Annotated in this window: 17 protein-coding genes; 9 read left to right on the top strand and 8 right to left on the bottom strand. The window is 34.3% G+C overall.

Features of this window, described 5'->3' with window-relative positions; all coding sequences use genetic code 11:
- Positions 1 to 32 precede the first annotated feature (32 nt).
- Entirely contained in the window at positions 33 to 605 is a 573-nt protein-coding gene (locus BST91_RS04220; RefSeq protein ID WP_085774579.1) for a hypothetical protein, read from the top strand.
- Here BST91_RS04220 and cmk read toward each other — a convergent pair.
- From cmk to mtaB, 3 genes are read right to left on the bottom strand one after another with little or no spacing between them, the layout of a single operon-like run.
- Entirely contained in the window at positions 602 to 1,294 is a 693-nt protein-coding gene (gene cmk, locus BST91_RS04215; protein ID WP_085774578.1) for a (d)CMP kinase, read from the bottom strand. The two genes, BST91_RS04220 and cmk, sit on opposite strands and share 4 nt — an antisense overlap.
- Positions 1,294 to 2,307: a type IX secretion system protein PorQ gene (gene porQ / locus BST91_RS04210; protein WP_042278630.1), complete on the bottom strand. Its 1,014-nt coding sequence runs from the start codon at positions 2,305 to 2,307 to the stop codon at positions 1,294 to 1,296. Before porQ ends, cmk begins: the two co-directional genes overlap by 1 nt.
- Positions 2,308 to 2,364: 57 nt before the next feature.
- The gene (gene mtaB / locus BST91_RS04205) at positions 2,365 to 3,687 is read right to left on the bottom strand and encodes a tRNA (N(6)-L-threonylcarbamoyladenosine(37)-C(2))-methylthiotransferase MtaB (protein ID WP_042278629.1); all 1,323 of its coding nucleotides are present in this window, start codon (positions 3,685 to 3,687) and stop codon (positions 2,365 to 2,367) included.
- Between the two features lie 104 nt (positions 3,688 to 3,791).
- Between mtaB and trmD the strand changes: the two genes are divergently transcribed.
- The 3 genes from trmD to rplS all read left to right on the top strand — a co-directional run bounded on the left by trmD (position 3,792) and on the right by rplS (position 5,369).
- Positions 3,792 to 4,472 carry a tRNA (guanosine(37)-N1)-methyltransferase TrmD gene (trmD, locus tag BST91_RS04200; protein WP_085774577.1) on the top strand — a complete coding sequence of 227 codons (681 nt, stop codon included), beginning with the start codon at positions 3,792 to 3,794 and terminating at the stop codon, positions 4,470 to 4,472.
- 59 nt (positions 4,473 to 4,531) lie between these two features.
- Positions 4,532 to 4,894: a T9SS type A sorting domain-containing protein gene (locus tag BST91_RS04195; protein ID WP_085774576.1), complete on the top strand. Its 363-nt coding sequence runs from the start codon at positions 4,532 to 4,534 to the stop codon at positions 4,892 to 4,894.
- Positions 4,895 to 5,015: 121 nt separating this feature from the next.
- A complete protein-coding gene (gene rplS / locus BST91_RS04190) occupies positions 5,016 to 5,369 on the top strand; it encodes a 50S ribosomal protein L19 (protein WP_042278627.1) in 354 nt (117 codons plus the stop codon).
- Positions 5,370 to 5,454: 85 nt separating this feature from the next.
- Here rplS and BST91_RS04185 read toward each other — a convergent pair whose 3' ends face one another.
- A complete protein-coding gene (locus BST91_RS04185) occupies positions 5,455 to 6,195 on the bottom strand; it encodes a peptidylprolyl isomerase (RefSeq protein WP_085774575.1) in 741 nt (246 codons plus the stop codon).
- Between BST91_RS04185 and BST91_RS04180 the strand changes: the two genes are divergently transcribed.
- The gene (locus tag BST91_RS04180) at positions 6,186 to 6,878 is read left to right on the top strand and encodes an NUDIX hydrolase (RefSeq protein ID WP_085774574.1); all 693 of its coding nucleotides are present in this window, start codon (positions 6,186 to 6,188) and stop codon (positions 6,876 to 6,878) included. The two genes, BST91_RS04185 and BST91_RS04180, sit on opposite strands and share 10 nt — an antisense overlap.
- A gap of 46 nt (positions 6,879 to 6,924) precedes the next feature.
- Here the strand turns inward: BST91_RS04180 and BST91_RS04175 are convergent, their stop codons facing one another.
- From BST91_RS04175 to BST91_RS04165, 3 genes are all read right to left on the bottom strand, one after another.
- Positions 6,925 to 7,797, bottom strand: coding sequence for an OmpA/MotB family protein (locus BST91_RS04175; RefSeq protein WP_042278624.1), 873 nt, complete (start codon positions 7,795 to 7,797; stop codon positions 6,925 to 6,927).
- 79 nt (positions 7,798 to 7,876) lie between these two features.
- Positions 7,877 to 8,884, bottom strand: coding sequence for a glycosyltransferase family 2 protein (locus BST91_RS04170; RefSeq protein WP_085774573.1), 1,008 nt, complete (start codon positions 8,882 to 8,884; stop codon positions 7,877 to 7,879).
- Positions 8,881 to 9,327: a type I restriction enzyme HsdR N-terminal domain-containing protein gene (locus BST91_RS04165; protein ID WP_085774572.1), complete on the bottom strand. Its 447-nt coding sequence runs from the start codon at positions 9,325 to 9,327 to the stop codon at positions 8,881 to 8,883. Before BST91_RS04165 ends, BST91_RS04170 begins: the two co-directional genes overlap by 4 nt.
- A gap of 34 nt (positions 9,328 to 9,361) precedes the next feature.
- Here BST91_RS04165 and holA point away from each other — a divergent pair, with 34 nt between their 5' ends.
- From holA to BST91_RS04150, 3 genes are all read left to right on the top strand, one after another.
- Positions 9,362 to 10,369, top strand: coding sequence for a DNA polymerase III subunit delta (gene holA, locus BST91_RS04160; protein WP_085774571.1), 1,008 nt, complete (start codon positions 9,362 to 9,364; stop codon positions 10,367 to 10,369).
- Positions 10,366 to 11,364 (top strand): 1,4-dihydroxy-2-naphthoate octaprenyltransferase, encoded by a 999-nt coding sequence (gene menA, locus BST91_RS04155; protein WP_085774570.1) that lies wholly within the window; start codon positions 10,366 to 10,368, stop codon positions 11,362 to 11,364. The genes holA and menA overlap by 4 nt, the downstream gene beginning before the upstream one ends.
- A gap of 186 nt (positions 11,365 to 11,550) precedes the next feature.
- The gene (locus BST91_RS04150) at positions 11,551 to 11,748 is read left to right on the top strand and encodes a hypothetical protein (protein WP_042278618.1); all 198 of its coding nucleotides are present in this window, start codon (positions 11,551 to 11,553) and stop codon (positions 11,746 to 11,748) included.
- Between the two features lie 75 nt (positions 11,749 to 11,823).
- Here BST91_RS04150 and BST91_RS04145 read toward each other — a convergent pair whose 3' ends face one another.
- Complete coding sequence (locus BST91_RS04145; protein ID WP_042278617.1) at positions 11,824 to 12,756, bottom strand: LysR family transcriptional regulator; 933 nt, start codon at positions 12,754 to 12,756, stop codon at positions 11,824 to 11,826.
- Between the two features lie 210 nt (positions 12,757 to 12,966).
- On the opposite strand from BST91_RS04145, the gene BST91_RS13530 reads away from it, so the two are divergent.
- Entirely contained in the window at positions 12,967 to 13,410 is a 444-nt protein-coding gene (locus BST91_RS13530; protein ID WP_394335646.1) for a cytochrome c, read from the top strand.
- Positions 13,411 to 13,427 lie beyond the last annotated feature (17 nt).

Genomic DNA, 13,427 nt, shown 5'->3' with positions numbered 1-13,427 from the left:
ATCCTATTAAAGACTTAAAACTTATCGCAAATGTGAACGTTTATGCCAGCGGTAGCGGTGAATACAATGTTTACGATTTTGAAACTTGTCTAGAATTACCAGAAAATACAAATACTGATTTTGATTTTGCTACCCTAGCTATTGATAATCCATTTGAAACTGCAACAGATTTTAAATACTTAAAATGGTATCCCCATGAGGAAACAGAAAGTCTAAGACAACTATATACAAAACGATTTCCTTATCTTAAATCAGAGTTCTCAAATGAACCTAAGACTAAATTGTTTTACACTTCCTATAACAACTATACAATATACTCTCTGGATCATGTAAACAAGTATAACTTACTAACCCGTTATGTGATTGTAGTAAAAGAAAATGGTGAAATTACCAACTCATTTATTGAGCAAGAAGGAGAAAGTACTGGTCTCATTCCTTTAAATACAGATTATCTTGAAAGTTCCTCACAATTTGCAATGAAACTATTCAAAAATGAACCACCACTTATTTATGGCCTGAGTAGTGAATCTTTTGGTTGTCCAAAGTTGTACTACCTTGAAAGCAACTATCCTAATATTATTTTAAGTTGTGACAATAGACATTAAGAAGCTTCAATAGTCTCCATCGCCCATTTTTTAAGTAATTCAAATTGCTCTTCTCTAGACATTTCACTAGTATCTAACAATCTAGCATCTTTTGCTTGGATTAAAGGACTGTCCTCACGAGTAGAATCAATATGATCTCGCTGTAAAACATTTTTATGAATTTCTTCATAGGTTACTTGATCGCCTCGTTGCACTAGCTCGTCATACCTGCGTTTTGCTCTTACCTCTGGAGCGGCAGTCATAAATACCTTTAGCTCGGCATTGGGAAAAACAACAGTACCTATATCTCTACCATCCATGACTATACCTCGCTCCTGGCCCATGGCTTGTTGTTGTTCTACAAGTTTAGCTCTTACCTCACTTATTTCGGCAACTGGACTTACAATATTACTTACCTCGAGTGTACGTATTTCTTTTTCAATGTTTGTTCCATTTAGATAAACATCTGCTTTATGAGTGTCTGGATTTAATTTAAATGATATGGCAAGACCAGGTAATGCAGCTATTAAGGCTTGTTTATCTAGCCTACCATTTTCAACCAGATTTGAAGATAATGCATGAAAGGCAATAGCACGATACATAGCACCTGTATCAACATAAACGTAATCTAAATGTTCTGCAAGTTGTTTAGCAGCCGTGCTTTTACCAGTGCTTGAATGCCCATCTATGGCAATTATAATTCTTCCCATTATTGTAAATCTATATTAACTCCTATAAAACTGGTGTGCGCTGCCAGACTATAGCGAGCATGCGAATAACTGAATCGCATTTTATTCATTTTTAAACTAAACCCAGCGCTTAATCCACTAAATGCTCGAGTATCCTGAATACGCAATTCTTCAGAGCGTCTAAAACTGTAACCCAACCTTATTTCAAAAGTTTGCTCAGGAAATAATTCTACTCCTAAAACGGTATGTCTGAGCATATTATTAAAAAATCCAGGTTCATCTTCTATCACATTCCCATCGAGATCTGTTTGAGCATTAGCGGTATTTGAAAAGGCCAAGTTCCATTTTTGCAAATTTTCCAAAGTAACATGAAGTCTTACCGGTAACTGTTTCATGGTATTTGAAAATCCTACAGCAATCTCTAGCGGTAAATCTTCTTGTAATTCATTGTATGGAGTAAACTGTATACCTAAATTTCTAACTACCAGCGCGGCTCTTATCGCTTTATCTTCATTGTAATAAAGCAACCCAAGATCAAGCGCACCACCTAGTGAGGTGTAGATGTCAAGTTTTGAAGAAATGAACTTAACATTTGCTCCTACATAAAAATCAGACCAAGGTATGTTGTAACTGTATCCAGCAGAAATTGCTGTTTCATTACCACTAAAATCTCCCGTTGAAATCCCTTGTTCATTGTAACCGGCAAATGTTCCATAATTCACATAGGTTACACCTACATGAAAGGTTTGCACATGCCTGTCCCAAGTATAAGCATAACTGGCTGTTCCATAATTAATATCACCTAACCAATTAGCATAATTTACTTGTAATTGATTATCCATTTTGGGATTTATAGTCGCTGGATTATAAAATGCTGTAGTGGGATCATAATCTACACTGGTAAGCACTCTACCGCCCAAAGCAGCCTGCTTAGTTCCTGATACAAGATTAAGAAATTGATACGTTGAGGTTCCTCCTATTTGCGCTTTCGCGAAAGCGGAAAAAAGAAAAATCAAACAGAAAAAATACCTCATTAAGTGTCTCAAATTATGTAGCAATAACGCATGCAAGTTTAAAAAATTTTAATAGAACTATGATTTGATGCGTACCAGGCCATCTTCATCAATGTAATCTAGACTTACAGGCTCTAATTGATTGACTAGATTAGGGTTCCAAAAGGTTTTTACTTTTACGTAATTTTCAGTAAAACCATGTATGAAACCTTCCTTATTTTCAGCTTCCCAAAGAACCGTTTTTTCTTTACCTAATTGACTTTCGTAGAAGGCTCTGCGTTTTTTAACCGATAAACCTCGTAGCATTTTACTACGTTTTTTACGCACATTCATTGGTACAGGACTATCCATGGTTGCGGCAAGTGTATTATCTCTTTCTGAGTATGTGAAAACATGCAGGTAGGAAATGTCCAGTTCTGATAAAAATTGATATGTATCTAGAAAGTGTTCATCTGTTTCTCCAGGAAATCCCACGATAACATCTACACCTATACAGCAATCAGGCATTACCTCTTTAATTTTAGTAACCCGATCAACATATAATTCTCTATTATAACGGCGACGCATTTTACCTAGCAATTCATTGTTACCTGATTGTAAGGGAATGTGAAAATGTGGCACAAAGGCGTTTGCACGGCTAACGAACTCAATGGTTTCATTTTTAAGTAGATTAGGTTCGATACTAGAGATACGTAATCTTTCTATACCGTTCACCGTATCTAGAGCATGTACAAGGTCTAGAAAAGTATGCTCATGTCTTTTATTACCAAATTCACCTTTTCCGTAGTCACCTATATTTACACCGGTGAGGACAATTTCCTTGATACCTTTATTGCTAATCTCTCTAGCGTTATTCATTACATTTTCAAGAGTATCACTTCTAGAAATACCGCGTGCCAGTGGTATAGTACAATAGGTACATTTATAATCACAACCGTCCTGTACTTTGAGAAAAGCTCGTGTGCGATCACCTATAGAATAGGATCCTACATAAAAATCGGCATCGTCTATTTCACAGGAATGAATTTGCGCTGGTTCTTCTTTAGACAGTTGATTAAGATAATCTGTTACCTTAAACTTTTCAGTAGCTCCAAGAACTAGGTCTACACCATCAACGGCTGCCAGTTCTGCAGGTTTTAATTGTGCATAACAACCTACCGCAATTACAAAAGCATCTTCATTGTGCTGTTGTGCTTTTCTTACAATGGACTTAAATCGTTTATCGGCATTTTCTGTAACACTACATGTATTGATTACATAAATATCTGCTTTTTCATTGAAATCCACTCTATCAAAGCCTTCGTCTTTAAAACTGCGTGCAATGGTACTGGTTTCACTAAAATTAAGCTTACATCCTAAAGTGTAAAATGCGACTGATTTTGCAGCTGTTGCTACCTCCATATTCCTTTTCCTAAATAGGCTGCAAAGATAATTGAAAGGAATGAGTTGAAAAGCAGAATCCTATAACAGCTTATTCTTAGTATTTTTGCAAGAAAATAAGAATAGTGCGCATAGATATAATCACCGTTTTACCAGAATTAATAACTAGTCCATTTGAAGCCAGTATTTTAAAACGTGCTGTGGAAAAAGGTCTTGTTGAGGTACATCTACACGATTTGAGAAAGTACGGTCTTAATAGATACAATCAAATTGATGATTATCAATATGGTGGTGGCGCTGGCATGGTGATGATGATCGAGCCTATAGATCACTTAATTTCGGATCTCAAAAAAGATCGTGATTATGATGAAATCATTTACATGACGCCAGATGGAGAGACTTTGAATCAAGGAATAGCAAATACTATTTCACTTCAAGAAAACATTATCATTTTATGTGGTCATTATAAAGGTGTCGATCAACGTGTAAGAGATATGTTTGTTACCAAAGAAATTTCCATAGGTGATTACGTACTCTCTGGTGGTGAACTAGGAGCTGCTGTATTATGTGATGCAGTAATACGTTTAATTCCTGGTGTCCTATCAAACGAAACAAGTGCACTTACCGATAGTTTTCAAGACGACTTACTTGCGCCACCGGTATACACGCGTCCTGCGAATTATAAAGGTCAACAAGTACCTGAAATATTACTAAGCGGAAATTTTCAAGCCATAGATAAATGGAGAGAAGAACAAGCATTTAAACGCACGGAAGAACGTCGCCCTGACTTATTAAAAGACGATTAACTTAAATTAACGTCACAGTTTGGCAAAATAATTGTATCTTTATTTTGAAATTGTAGAAAATGAAGAAACTATTACTCTCTTTTACCCTAGTACTTGGTTTGTGCTTTACAGTGAAGGCTTCTGTAATAGTACCTGCCTCTCTTGTATCGACTTACTCTTACAATCAGATAGGAAACGAAAATCTAATTTTACTTTCCAATCCAGTAAAGAACGGAACTTTAAAGTTCTCATTGAATAATACTAACTCCAGCAGCCTACAATTAAGTATCATTAATTCGCTAGGAAAAGAAGTCTATCGAACAAATAGTAAAATCAAATCGGGTGTAATGTCCTTTGATGTTTCAAAATTAAGCGCTGGTATTTATTTCCTTAGAGTTAATACGGAAGGAAATAGTCACGTTAAGAAACTTATCATTCAATAAAGTTTTTTTTATTTTATTTATTGTACACTTTTAAATAAGTGTTTATTTTTGCAGCTCGTTAAATCAACCTCTGACGAGGTTCGTGTATGTTGTTTTAATTAAATATAATAAGTCTATAAAAATGTCAGATTTAGTAAAGTTCGTACAAGACGAATTTATTTCAACAAAAGATTTACCAAAATTCTCAGCTGGTGATACTATCACAGTTTATTATGAGATTAAAGAAGGTGAAAAAAGCCGTACTCAGTTTTTCCGTGGTGTTGTACTACAATTAAGAGGTACTGGAGCTACTAAAACTTTTACAATTAGAAAAATGAGTGGTGGTATAGGTGTAGAAAGAATTTTCCCTATCAACCTTCCAGCTATTCAGAAAATCGAAATCAACAAAAGAGGTAAAGTACGTAGAAAACGTATCTTCTACTTTAGAGAACTTACTGGAAAGAAAGCTCGTATCAAAGAAGCTCAAAGAAAGTAATTTTCATTATATCAAAAAAAAAGCTGTCCGTTTGGACAGCTTTTTTTTGATATAAAATGATCCAAATCTCAATTATTGGATTTAATTATTCTTTTAAAACTTTAAAAGTCATGTAAACATCTTCTTCTGGCCAGTCTCTAGAGTCTGTAGGAATTTGAGAGATACGTTCCAATACTTCCATACCTTCCACTACTCTACCAAAAATGGTGTGCTCTCCATCTAAATGTTCTGCCTTTTTCAACGTAATAAAGAAGTCAAAAGCATTGTGCCAGTTTTCTGGATTATTATCCCATGATTTTGCCATACTCAAAGTACCGCGTTCATGTTTTACATTGTCTAAAAAATGAGGTGGCAGTTGGTAATTTCCCGAACTATTACGCATCAATGATGGGTATGAATCATCGCTATTACCACCTTGTACAATAAAATCATCTACTACTCGATGAAATACTGTTTGATTAAAGTACCCATTCTTGATCAAGTAAATGAAACTTGATCTATAAAGTTCCGTTTCTTTAAATAATTCAAAGGTCACATCACCATATTTTGTCGAGAGAAGAATACGAGTTTCAGGATTCTTTTTTCCATACCGCTTAAAAAATAATGGTACACTATCCTGAGGTATGTAATGTAAAAGCGTATCTCCTTTGGCGCTTACTGCACGTGTATAAATTTTCTCTAAACGTCGTTCTTCTTTTTCTTCCTTAGTTATCCATTTTCCTGCATTCGATTCCTTACTAGGAGTATCAACCTCATTAAGAGTTACAGGTGTATCTTTACATGAATAAAAAAAGACAATTAGACAAATACAGTATAATGATTTCATACGAGCAATTTTTGCAATGGGTACCAAAATTAAAAAATCTTGAAGCTCCAGGAGCAGAAAGTCAGCTTAAAATGGCTGCATTGGAAAGATTAGAAGAATTACAGTCAGTAGGCTTAGAAAAAAATACACCTAAAAAGGCTGCTGTAATGATGTATGTATATCCTAAAAACAACGAGGCTCATTTTGTTCTCATTGAAAGGCAAAAAAGCAAAGGTAAACACAGTGGACAAATTGCCTTTCCTGGTGGAAAAACAGAACCGGATGATAACGGTTTTGAAGATACTGCTTTAAGAGAAACTTTTGAAGAAGTTGGCGTTCCTTATGAATTTCAAGAAATAATCATCGAAGGCACACCCTTATATATTCCACCTAGTAATTATCTTGTATATAATTATTTGGCGTACTATCCCCATAAACAGCTAGATTTTAATCGTAAAAAGGAACTTGATACAAATATTTTTTTATCCTTCACACCTCAAATTGAAGAAGTTAAATCAATAATTGAGGTCCCTTTGAGTGAATTTCTAGAAACTTCTGATTCGGATAGAGTGGTATTATCGACTAGTTACATGACAGAAGTTAGTGTGCCCTGCTATCGCTTACAAGGAAATATCGTTTGGGGAGCAACTGCCATGATGCTTTCAGAATATAAAGTATTGATGAGGCAGATTGTAAACAAATAAAAAAAGCTCCAATTAATTGGAGCTTTTCATTTCTGTATAGATAGGATTAATTTTGCTTCTTCGCATCTATTTTAGCTTGTTCCATACCTTCTTCAATCATGTTAAAGAATTGATCAAGTTTAGGTAATACAACAATCCTAGTTCTTCTGTTTTTGGCACGTCCTTCAGCCGTATCATTTGAAGCAACAGGCATGTAATAACTACGACCAGCCGCTGTCATACGTTTAGGGTCCACACTAAACTCTTCTTGTAATACTCTAGTTACAGCAAGAGCTCTTGCAGTACTTAACTCCCAATTGTCTTTAAAATTGGCGCTTGCAATAGGCTTATTATCTGTATGACCTTCAATCATTATGTCAATTTCAGGTTTGTCATTTACAACAGTTGCCACTTTGCCTAATACTCTTTTTGCCTCTTGCTGTACTTGTGCTTGACCACTCTTAAATAAGAGTTTATCACTGATTGAAATATAAACTACGCCTTTCTCTACATTAACCTCAATATCTTGGTCGTTTAAGTTACCTAATGAACTCTTTAAACTAGTAACTAAGGCAATAGTTACACTGTCTTTCTTATTAATAGCATCGTTAAGAGATTTAATTTGTAAATCTTTTTCACGGATGCTTTCTAGGCTACGCTCTAGGTTACGACTACCTTGTGTAGAAAGAGTAACTAATTCACCGTTATTATCCATAAGAGCTGCATTAGTATTCTTTAAGGTAGAAATTTGATCATTTTTAGAGTCGATACTAGCTTTTGCTGCTTTTAAATCCGATTCACATGCATTGAGTTTCACGGTTGCTGTATCTAGTAATTCTTTAGTCTCTTGTTGTTTAGCTAGTGCGGCTTCCAATTCTTTTTTAGAAGCACAACTAGCAAGCACAATCCCACTTAATAATAATACTGCTATTTTCTTCATCTTTATTATAAATTTTGATCAAAAATATAAAAGTCAAAACACAATCATGCGCTATTAACACTAGATTATCAAAAATCTTCTATAAATCTTGATAAAGCGTTTTCTTCCAGAAGTAATACTTGAAAACTACAGAGAATGAAGTTAAAGACACATTTTCAACAACCGATTGTTTCTTAATCGCTTTACGTTTATTTACAAACTTTCCGAGAGATAAATAGAAGTCTTTATGAGCCTTTAAAACAGCAACAAAAAAAGTAAATCCATAATCGCTCCATAATTTAAAAGCTGCTATACCATCTAGTACCATTCTTATAAATAAATGTAGCAACCATAATGAATGATGATTGTTTTTTACTTGAACAAACAAACTGTTCCTAAAGTTCAAATAGGTTTTTTTAGGATTGGTATAGCTTAGTGTCGCACCACCTTTATGATAGACCTGACTTGATGGAATAACCTTAATTTCTTTATCTAGAAGTTTTATTCTCCAGCACAAATCAATCTCTTCTTGATGGGCAAAGAAATCTTCATCTAACCTACCAGCGGCAGTAAACACCGTTTTATTCACAAATAAACAAGCGCCACTAGCCCAGTCAATATCTACTACCGTATCATATTGTCCATAATCTTGCTCTATAGTATCAAAAACACGTCCACGACAATATGGATAACCAAAACGATCCAAGAATCCACCTGCAGCTCCTGCATATTCAAAAAGTTCCTTTTGTTTATCATCTAAAATTTTCGGTTGACAAGCCGCAAGTTTTGGATATCTCTCTATGGCATTTGTTATAGGTTCCAACCAGTTCTCAGTGACTCTAACATCACTATTTAGTAAACAAATCCACTCTTCTTTTATTTTGTCAATACCACGATTGTAACCACCTGAATAACCGTAGTTTTGATCCAGAATAATAATCTCAACTTTATTTTTATAATGACTTTTAATCCATTGAACAGAATCATCAGTGGATGCATTATCAATTATGTAAATGGGATGTTCATTGCTGTACTTTACTACCTCGGGTAAGTATTCCTTTAGTAAAGACAAACCATTCCAATTAAGTATAGCTATGGCAATTTTCATAAAGAATATTCTGGAATATCCGGGATAAATGTATAACCTCTTGTTTCATAATCCATGGTACAAAAATAATGATCTAATCCATTTGTAACCATCAAATACTCCGATTGTAATTCTTTATTATATCTCGCGATTTGGTCAAAGGTTTCTTGGGTGATTTTAACATCAGGTGCTTTACACTCTACGACTAGATGAACGCTTCCATCCTTATTATAGGAAACGATATCATACCGCTTGATTGTACCCGATACTCTTATTTGTTTTTCTACTGTAAGAAGATTTAAGGGTATACGCTTTCGCGAAAGCAAAAACTCCACCACATGTTGCCTTACCCATTCCTCTGGAGTGAGTACAACAAATTTTTTTCTAACCTGGTCAAAAATCAAGCGCCCTTTTTCAGTACTTTTGACTCTAAATTTTCCGGCTGGTAAATGCAGTGGGATCATAAAGCAATAATACAAAAACCCTACGTGCCATTACATGAGTGATGCCTTAAAAATCCTATCTGATCTTAAACAGAAAAAATATCAACCTGTCTATTTTTTGTGTGGCGAGGAGTCCTATTTTATAGATCTAGTTTCTAATTATATAGAAAATAATGTACTGGATGAATCAGAGAAAGGTTTTAACCAAGTTATTCTTTATGGAAAGGAAACAAATATGGCCGCGGTCCTGGAAAATGCAAAACGATTCCCGATGATGGCAGATTATCAAGTAGTCATAGTGAAGGAAGCACAGCATTTATCAAAACAACTTGATCAGTTAACGAGCTATCTAGAGCAACCACAGCAAACTACAATATTATGTTTTGCCTATAAATATAAGACTCCAGATGGTCGCTCAAAAGCAGGTAAATTGCTTAAAAAGCATAGCGTTTATTTAGAAAGCAAACCGCTATATGAAAATAAAGTACCTGCTTTTATAACGGATATACTAAAATCTAAAGGTTATCGTATAGATCCTAAAGCCACACAAATGCTTGTGGAATATTTAGGAACTGATTTAAGTAAAATTAATAATGAATTAGGCAAATTAGAAATTGTTCATCCTAAGGATCAACCTATAACACCAGAGGTCATTGAGGACAACATTGGAATCTCTAAGGATTACAACAATTTTGAATTACGAAAGGCAATAGGAAATCGCGATATCGTAAAGGTACATCGCATTATTAATTACTTCGGTGAAAACCCAAAGGATCATCCTATCGTACTCACCATAGGCCAATTGTATTCATTTTATACTCAATTATTAAAAGTACACGCGCTATCCGATAAAAATCCTGCAAATGTTGCTCGAGCAGCTGGTGTTAATCCGTATTTTGCAAATGAAATAATAACTGCTGCTCGTAACTTCCCTATGAAATACTGCAGTAGAGCCATAAAACTAATTCGTAAAGCAGATATGCAATCTAAAGGTGTAGGCAGTCACCAACTATCACAAAATGATATTCTTAAGGAGCTTATTGTAAATATTATGTCACGATGAGTAAGAAGAGTAAAATTAAATCTTGGATAAGTGCAGCTAGGTTGCGCACCCTACCTTTAAGCATAAGTGGTATTTTAATGGGTTGCTCCTGCGCCCTATTCTCTATAAATTTAAATAAGGAAAGAGCTACCATATTTACTGAAATGGATTTCAGTATTTCTAATCAATTTTGGTTCATCACCCTACTTGGTATAATCACGACTTTAGGCTTTCAAGTATTATCTAATTTTGCCAATGATTATGGAGATGGTGTTAAAGGTACTGATAATGAGGATCGAATAGGTCCTGAAAGGGCCATCCAAAGCGGAGCAATCACTGCAAAGCAAATGAAAATAGCGATTATTCTTACGGCTACCATATCTCTAATAAGCGCTATAGCATTAATAGCTATGAGTCTAAGTTTTGACGAGGTTTTAATTGCATCGGTATTTCTGTTTCTAGCCATCGTTGCAATTTGGGCAGCTATCAAGTATACTGTAGGTGACAATGCCTATGGTTACAAGGGACTTGGCGATGTATTTGTTTTTATCTTTTTTGGACCTGTAAGCGTTATGGGAATGTATTATTTGATTACCAAGGAAGTATATATGATGAACATTATTCCATCAACACTTATAGGTTTATTGAGTGTTGCCGTTCTCAATCTAAATAATATGAGAGATGTGATAAGCGATACCAAGGTTGGTAAGAACACACTAGTAGTAAAAATTGGTTTTGAGAGAGCTAAGAAATTACATCTCTTCATTGTAGTTATTGCTTTATTAATGCTTGTCTGTCATCTTTTATTACAGTTTACACAACTTAGTTATTTTGATGAAATTACTTCTTACCTAATACTTATTCCTCTTTTTGGGGTTATTCCTTTGATTAAACACATCATAAGAGTACACAATACCGAGGAACCTATTTCATTAGATCCAGAATTAAAAAAAGTAGCACTCTCTACCTTTCTGATTTCCGTTTTAAGCTTTACAAGCCAGATTTTAGTTTTTTGATTTATTTAACATATTGATAATTTATTGAGATTAAGATCATTAATTTCATAAAAATCACACATTGTTAATAAAGATCTTTAATTTTAACCTCAACTATTTTATTACATTTAGTTTTTTATTATTTTTAATGACACTAAATAATAGCTTATAGAAAAATATTACTTTAACCTAAAAACCCTATTTAATATGGCTAGAGCAATGTTTGAGTACACAAAAACAGTGCTAGTGAAAGTTTCTTTCAGTCCAGCACTTTTCTGTAAGGAATTAGAAAAGGCCGTAGAACGCTTATTACCTTTTGAACTTACTGAACTCAAAATCTGGTTAGATGAGCTTTTTGCTTCAAATCCAGAGCTTAAAACTTGCATTCCGCTATTACCAAAATAGCTTTCTATTAATTTTTAAAACGAAAAAAGCGACCTCTTGTAGGTCGCTTTTTATATTGATACTATATTATAAAGCTTATGCTTTTGGACTTATAATTTGAACGTTTTGAAACGCTATAGCTCCCTTAATAACTCCTGCTATTACCTTTTGCAAGGCCTCTATGATTTGTAATTTAAGTTCACTGCGATGATATATTAAACTTACTTCTCTTGCAGGTGAAGGTTCTTCAAAATGAATCAAATTGTTTTGTTTACGTTCGTTTAAATCCAATGTGTTTAAATAAGGTAACAAAGTCATACCTAAACCTTCATCGGCTAATTTAGTAAGCGTTTCAAAACTACCACTCTCGAGCATAAATCTATCGTCATCCGTATCTCTACTTCCCTTACATAGATTAAGGACACTGTCTTTAAAACAATGACCATCTTCTAGCAACAATAGCTCATCTACATTAATATCGTCAACTTTAATCTTACCTGTTGTGGTAGCTGCTTTTCTTGGATCGTAAACAACGAAAGGTTCATAGTATAAAACTCGCTCTTTAATTAACTCATGATTTAAAGGTGTAGCGGCTATAGCTGCATCAATTGTTCCGTCTTGTAAACTATCGATAATACTATCGGTGGTGAGTTCTTCAATAATTAATTTGACCTTTGGATATTTATTAATGAAATTAGTCAAGAACATAGGTAATAAAGTAGGCATTACAGTAGGAATAACGCCTAATTTGAATTCACCACCTATAAAGCCTTTTTCCTGATCTACAATGTCTTGAATACGATCACTTTCATTCACAATATTGCGAGCTTGATTCACAATTTTCTTCCCTGTTTCAGTAAGTTCAATCGGCTTTTTGGACCTATCAAAAATTTGGACATCTAGCTCCTCTTCAAGTTTTTGAATTTGCATACTCAAAGTAGGCTGGGTCACAAATACTTTCTCTGCAGCTTTGGTGAAATTTTGATATTGAGCAACAGCAAGAACGTATTTTAACTGGGTTATTGTCATGATAGATATTTTCTACAAAAATAATGCTTATTATATATATTATCGATGCTAAATTAATCCCAATTAAAAAGCAGTCAACAAATTGTCAACTACTTTTATACTATTAAAATCATAGCGGTTTTCAATAATTATAAACCAAATTACAATCAGTATGATCAGGTTGGGTTCTTTGTAATTATAACGGCCTAAACTAGACTAAAACAAAAAAACATGTTTCAAGATTTATCCAAAGCGATTGGTATTATTTTCACTTTACTGTTAATGATTGTATTAGTGATATTTGGTACTGCTTTTTATGTTTCGACGCAATCCCAAACCACTGCTCCTATTCAAGAAGTAGCAGTTGTAAGTAAACCTGCTGTAGAACTTACCGATGTCCAAAAACAAGGAAAAGAACTATTCAATACAAACTGTGCTAGCTGTCATAAACGTTACAAAAAGGCGACCGGACCTGCTCTTCATGGTGTCACAGAAAGAAGAGATAAAGAATGGTTATATAAATGGATCAAAAATAGCAGTGCGTTAATAGCAAGTGGTGATCCAACAGCGGTAAAACTTTACAATGAATGGAATCAAAGTAATATGAATGCATTCCCTCAATTATCAAACGAGCAAATTGATGCTATACTAGCTTACGTGGAAATTCCTAAATAAACACATTAACATTTTCA

Source organism: Nonlabens tegetincola (genome assembly GCF_002117085.1).
GTDB classification, from domain to species: domain Bacteria; phylum Bacteroidota; class Bacteroidia; order Flavobacteriales; family Flavobacteriaceae; genus Nonlabens; species Nonlabens tegetincola.
This window is presented reverse-complemented; position numbering and strand designations above follow the sequence as displayed.

What these genes read in the sequence shown, in the direction of transcription:
- BST91_RS04180 (WP_085774574.1), top strand. Translation starts at nt 6,186, where the DNA reads ATGATTTCATACGAGCAATTTTTGCAATGGGTACCAAAATTAAAAAAT.
- BST91_RS04175 (WP_042278624.1), bottom strand. Translation starts at nt 7,797, where the DNA reads ATGAAGAAAATAGCAGTATTATTATTAAGTGGGATTGTGCTTGCTAGT.
- BST91_RS04145 (WP_042278617.1), bottom strand. Translation starts at nt 12,756, where the DNA reads ATGACAATAACCCAGTTAAAATACGTTCTTGCTGTTGCTCAATATCAA.
- holA (WP_085774571.1), top strand. Translation starts at nt 9,362, where the DNA reads ATGAGTGATGCCTTAAAAATCCTATCTGATCTTAAACAGAAAAAATAT.
- rplS (WP_042278627.1), top strand. Translation starts at nt 5,016, where the DNA reads ATGTCAGATTTAGTAAAGTTCGTACAAGACGAATTTATTTCAACAAAA.
- menA (WP_085774570.1), top strand. Translation starts at nt 10,366, where the DNA reads ATGAGTAAGAAGAGTAAAATTAAATCTTGGATAAGTGCAGCTAGGTTG.
- cmk (WP_085774578.1), bottom strand. Translation starts at nt 1,294, where the DNA reads ATGGGAAGAATTATAATTGCCATAGATGGGCATTCAAGCACTGGTAAA.
- BST91_RS04170 (WP_085774573.1), bottom strand. Translation starts at nt 8,884, where the DNA reads ATGAAAATTGCCATAGCTATACTTAATTGGAATGGTTTGTCTTTACTA.
- mtaB (WP_042278629.1), bottom strand. Translation starts at nt 3,687, where the DNA reads ATGGAGGTAGCAACAGCTGCAAAATCAGTCGCATTTTACACTTTAGGA.
- BST91_RS04185 (WP_085774575.1), bottom strand. Translation starts at nt 6,195, where the DNA reads ATGAAATCATTATACTGTATTTGTCTAATTGTCTTTTTTTATTCATGT.
- BST91_RS04165 (WP_085774572.1), bottom strand. Translation starts at nt 9,327, where the DNA reads ATGATCCCACTGCATTTACCAGCCGGAAAATTTAGAGTCAAAAGTACT.
- BST91_RS04195 (WP_085774576.1), top strand. Translation starts at nt 4,532, where the DNA reads ATGAAGAAACTATTACTCTCTTTTACCCTAGTACTTGGTTTGTGCTTT.
- porQ (WP_042278630.1), bottom strand. Translation starts at nt 2,307, where the DNA reads ATGAGGTATTTTTTCTGTTTGATTTTTCTTTTTTCCGCTTTCGCGAAA.
- BST91_RS04150 (WP_042278618.1), top strand. Translation starts at nt 11,551, where the DNA reads ATGGCTAGAGCAATGTTTGAGTACACAAAAACAGTGCTAGTGAAAGTT.
- BST91_RS13530 (WP_394335646.1), top strand. Translation starts at nt 12,967, where the DNA reads ATGTTTCAAGATTTATCCAAAGCGATTGGTATTATTTTCACTTTACTG.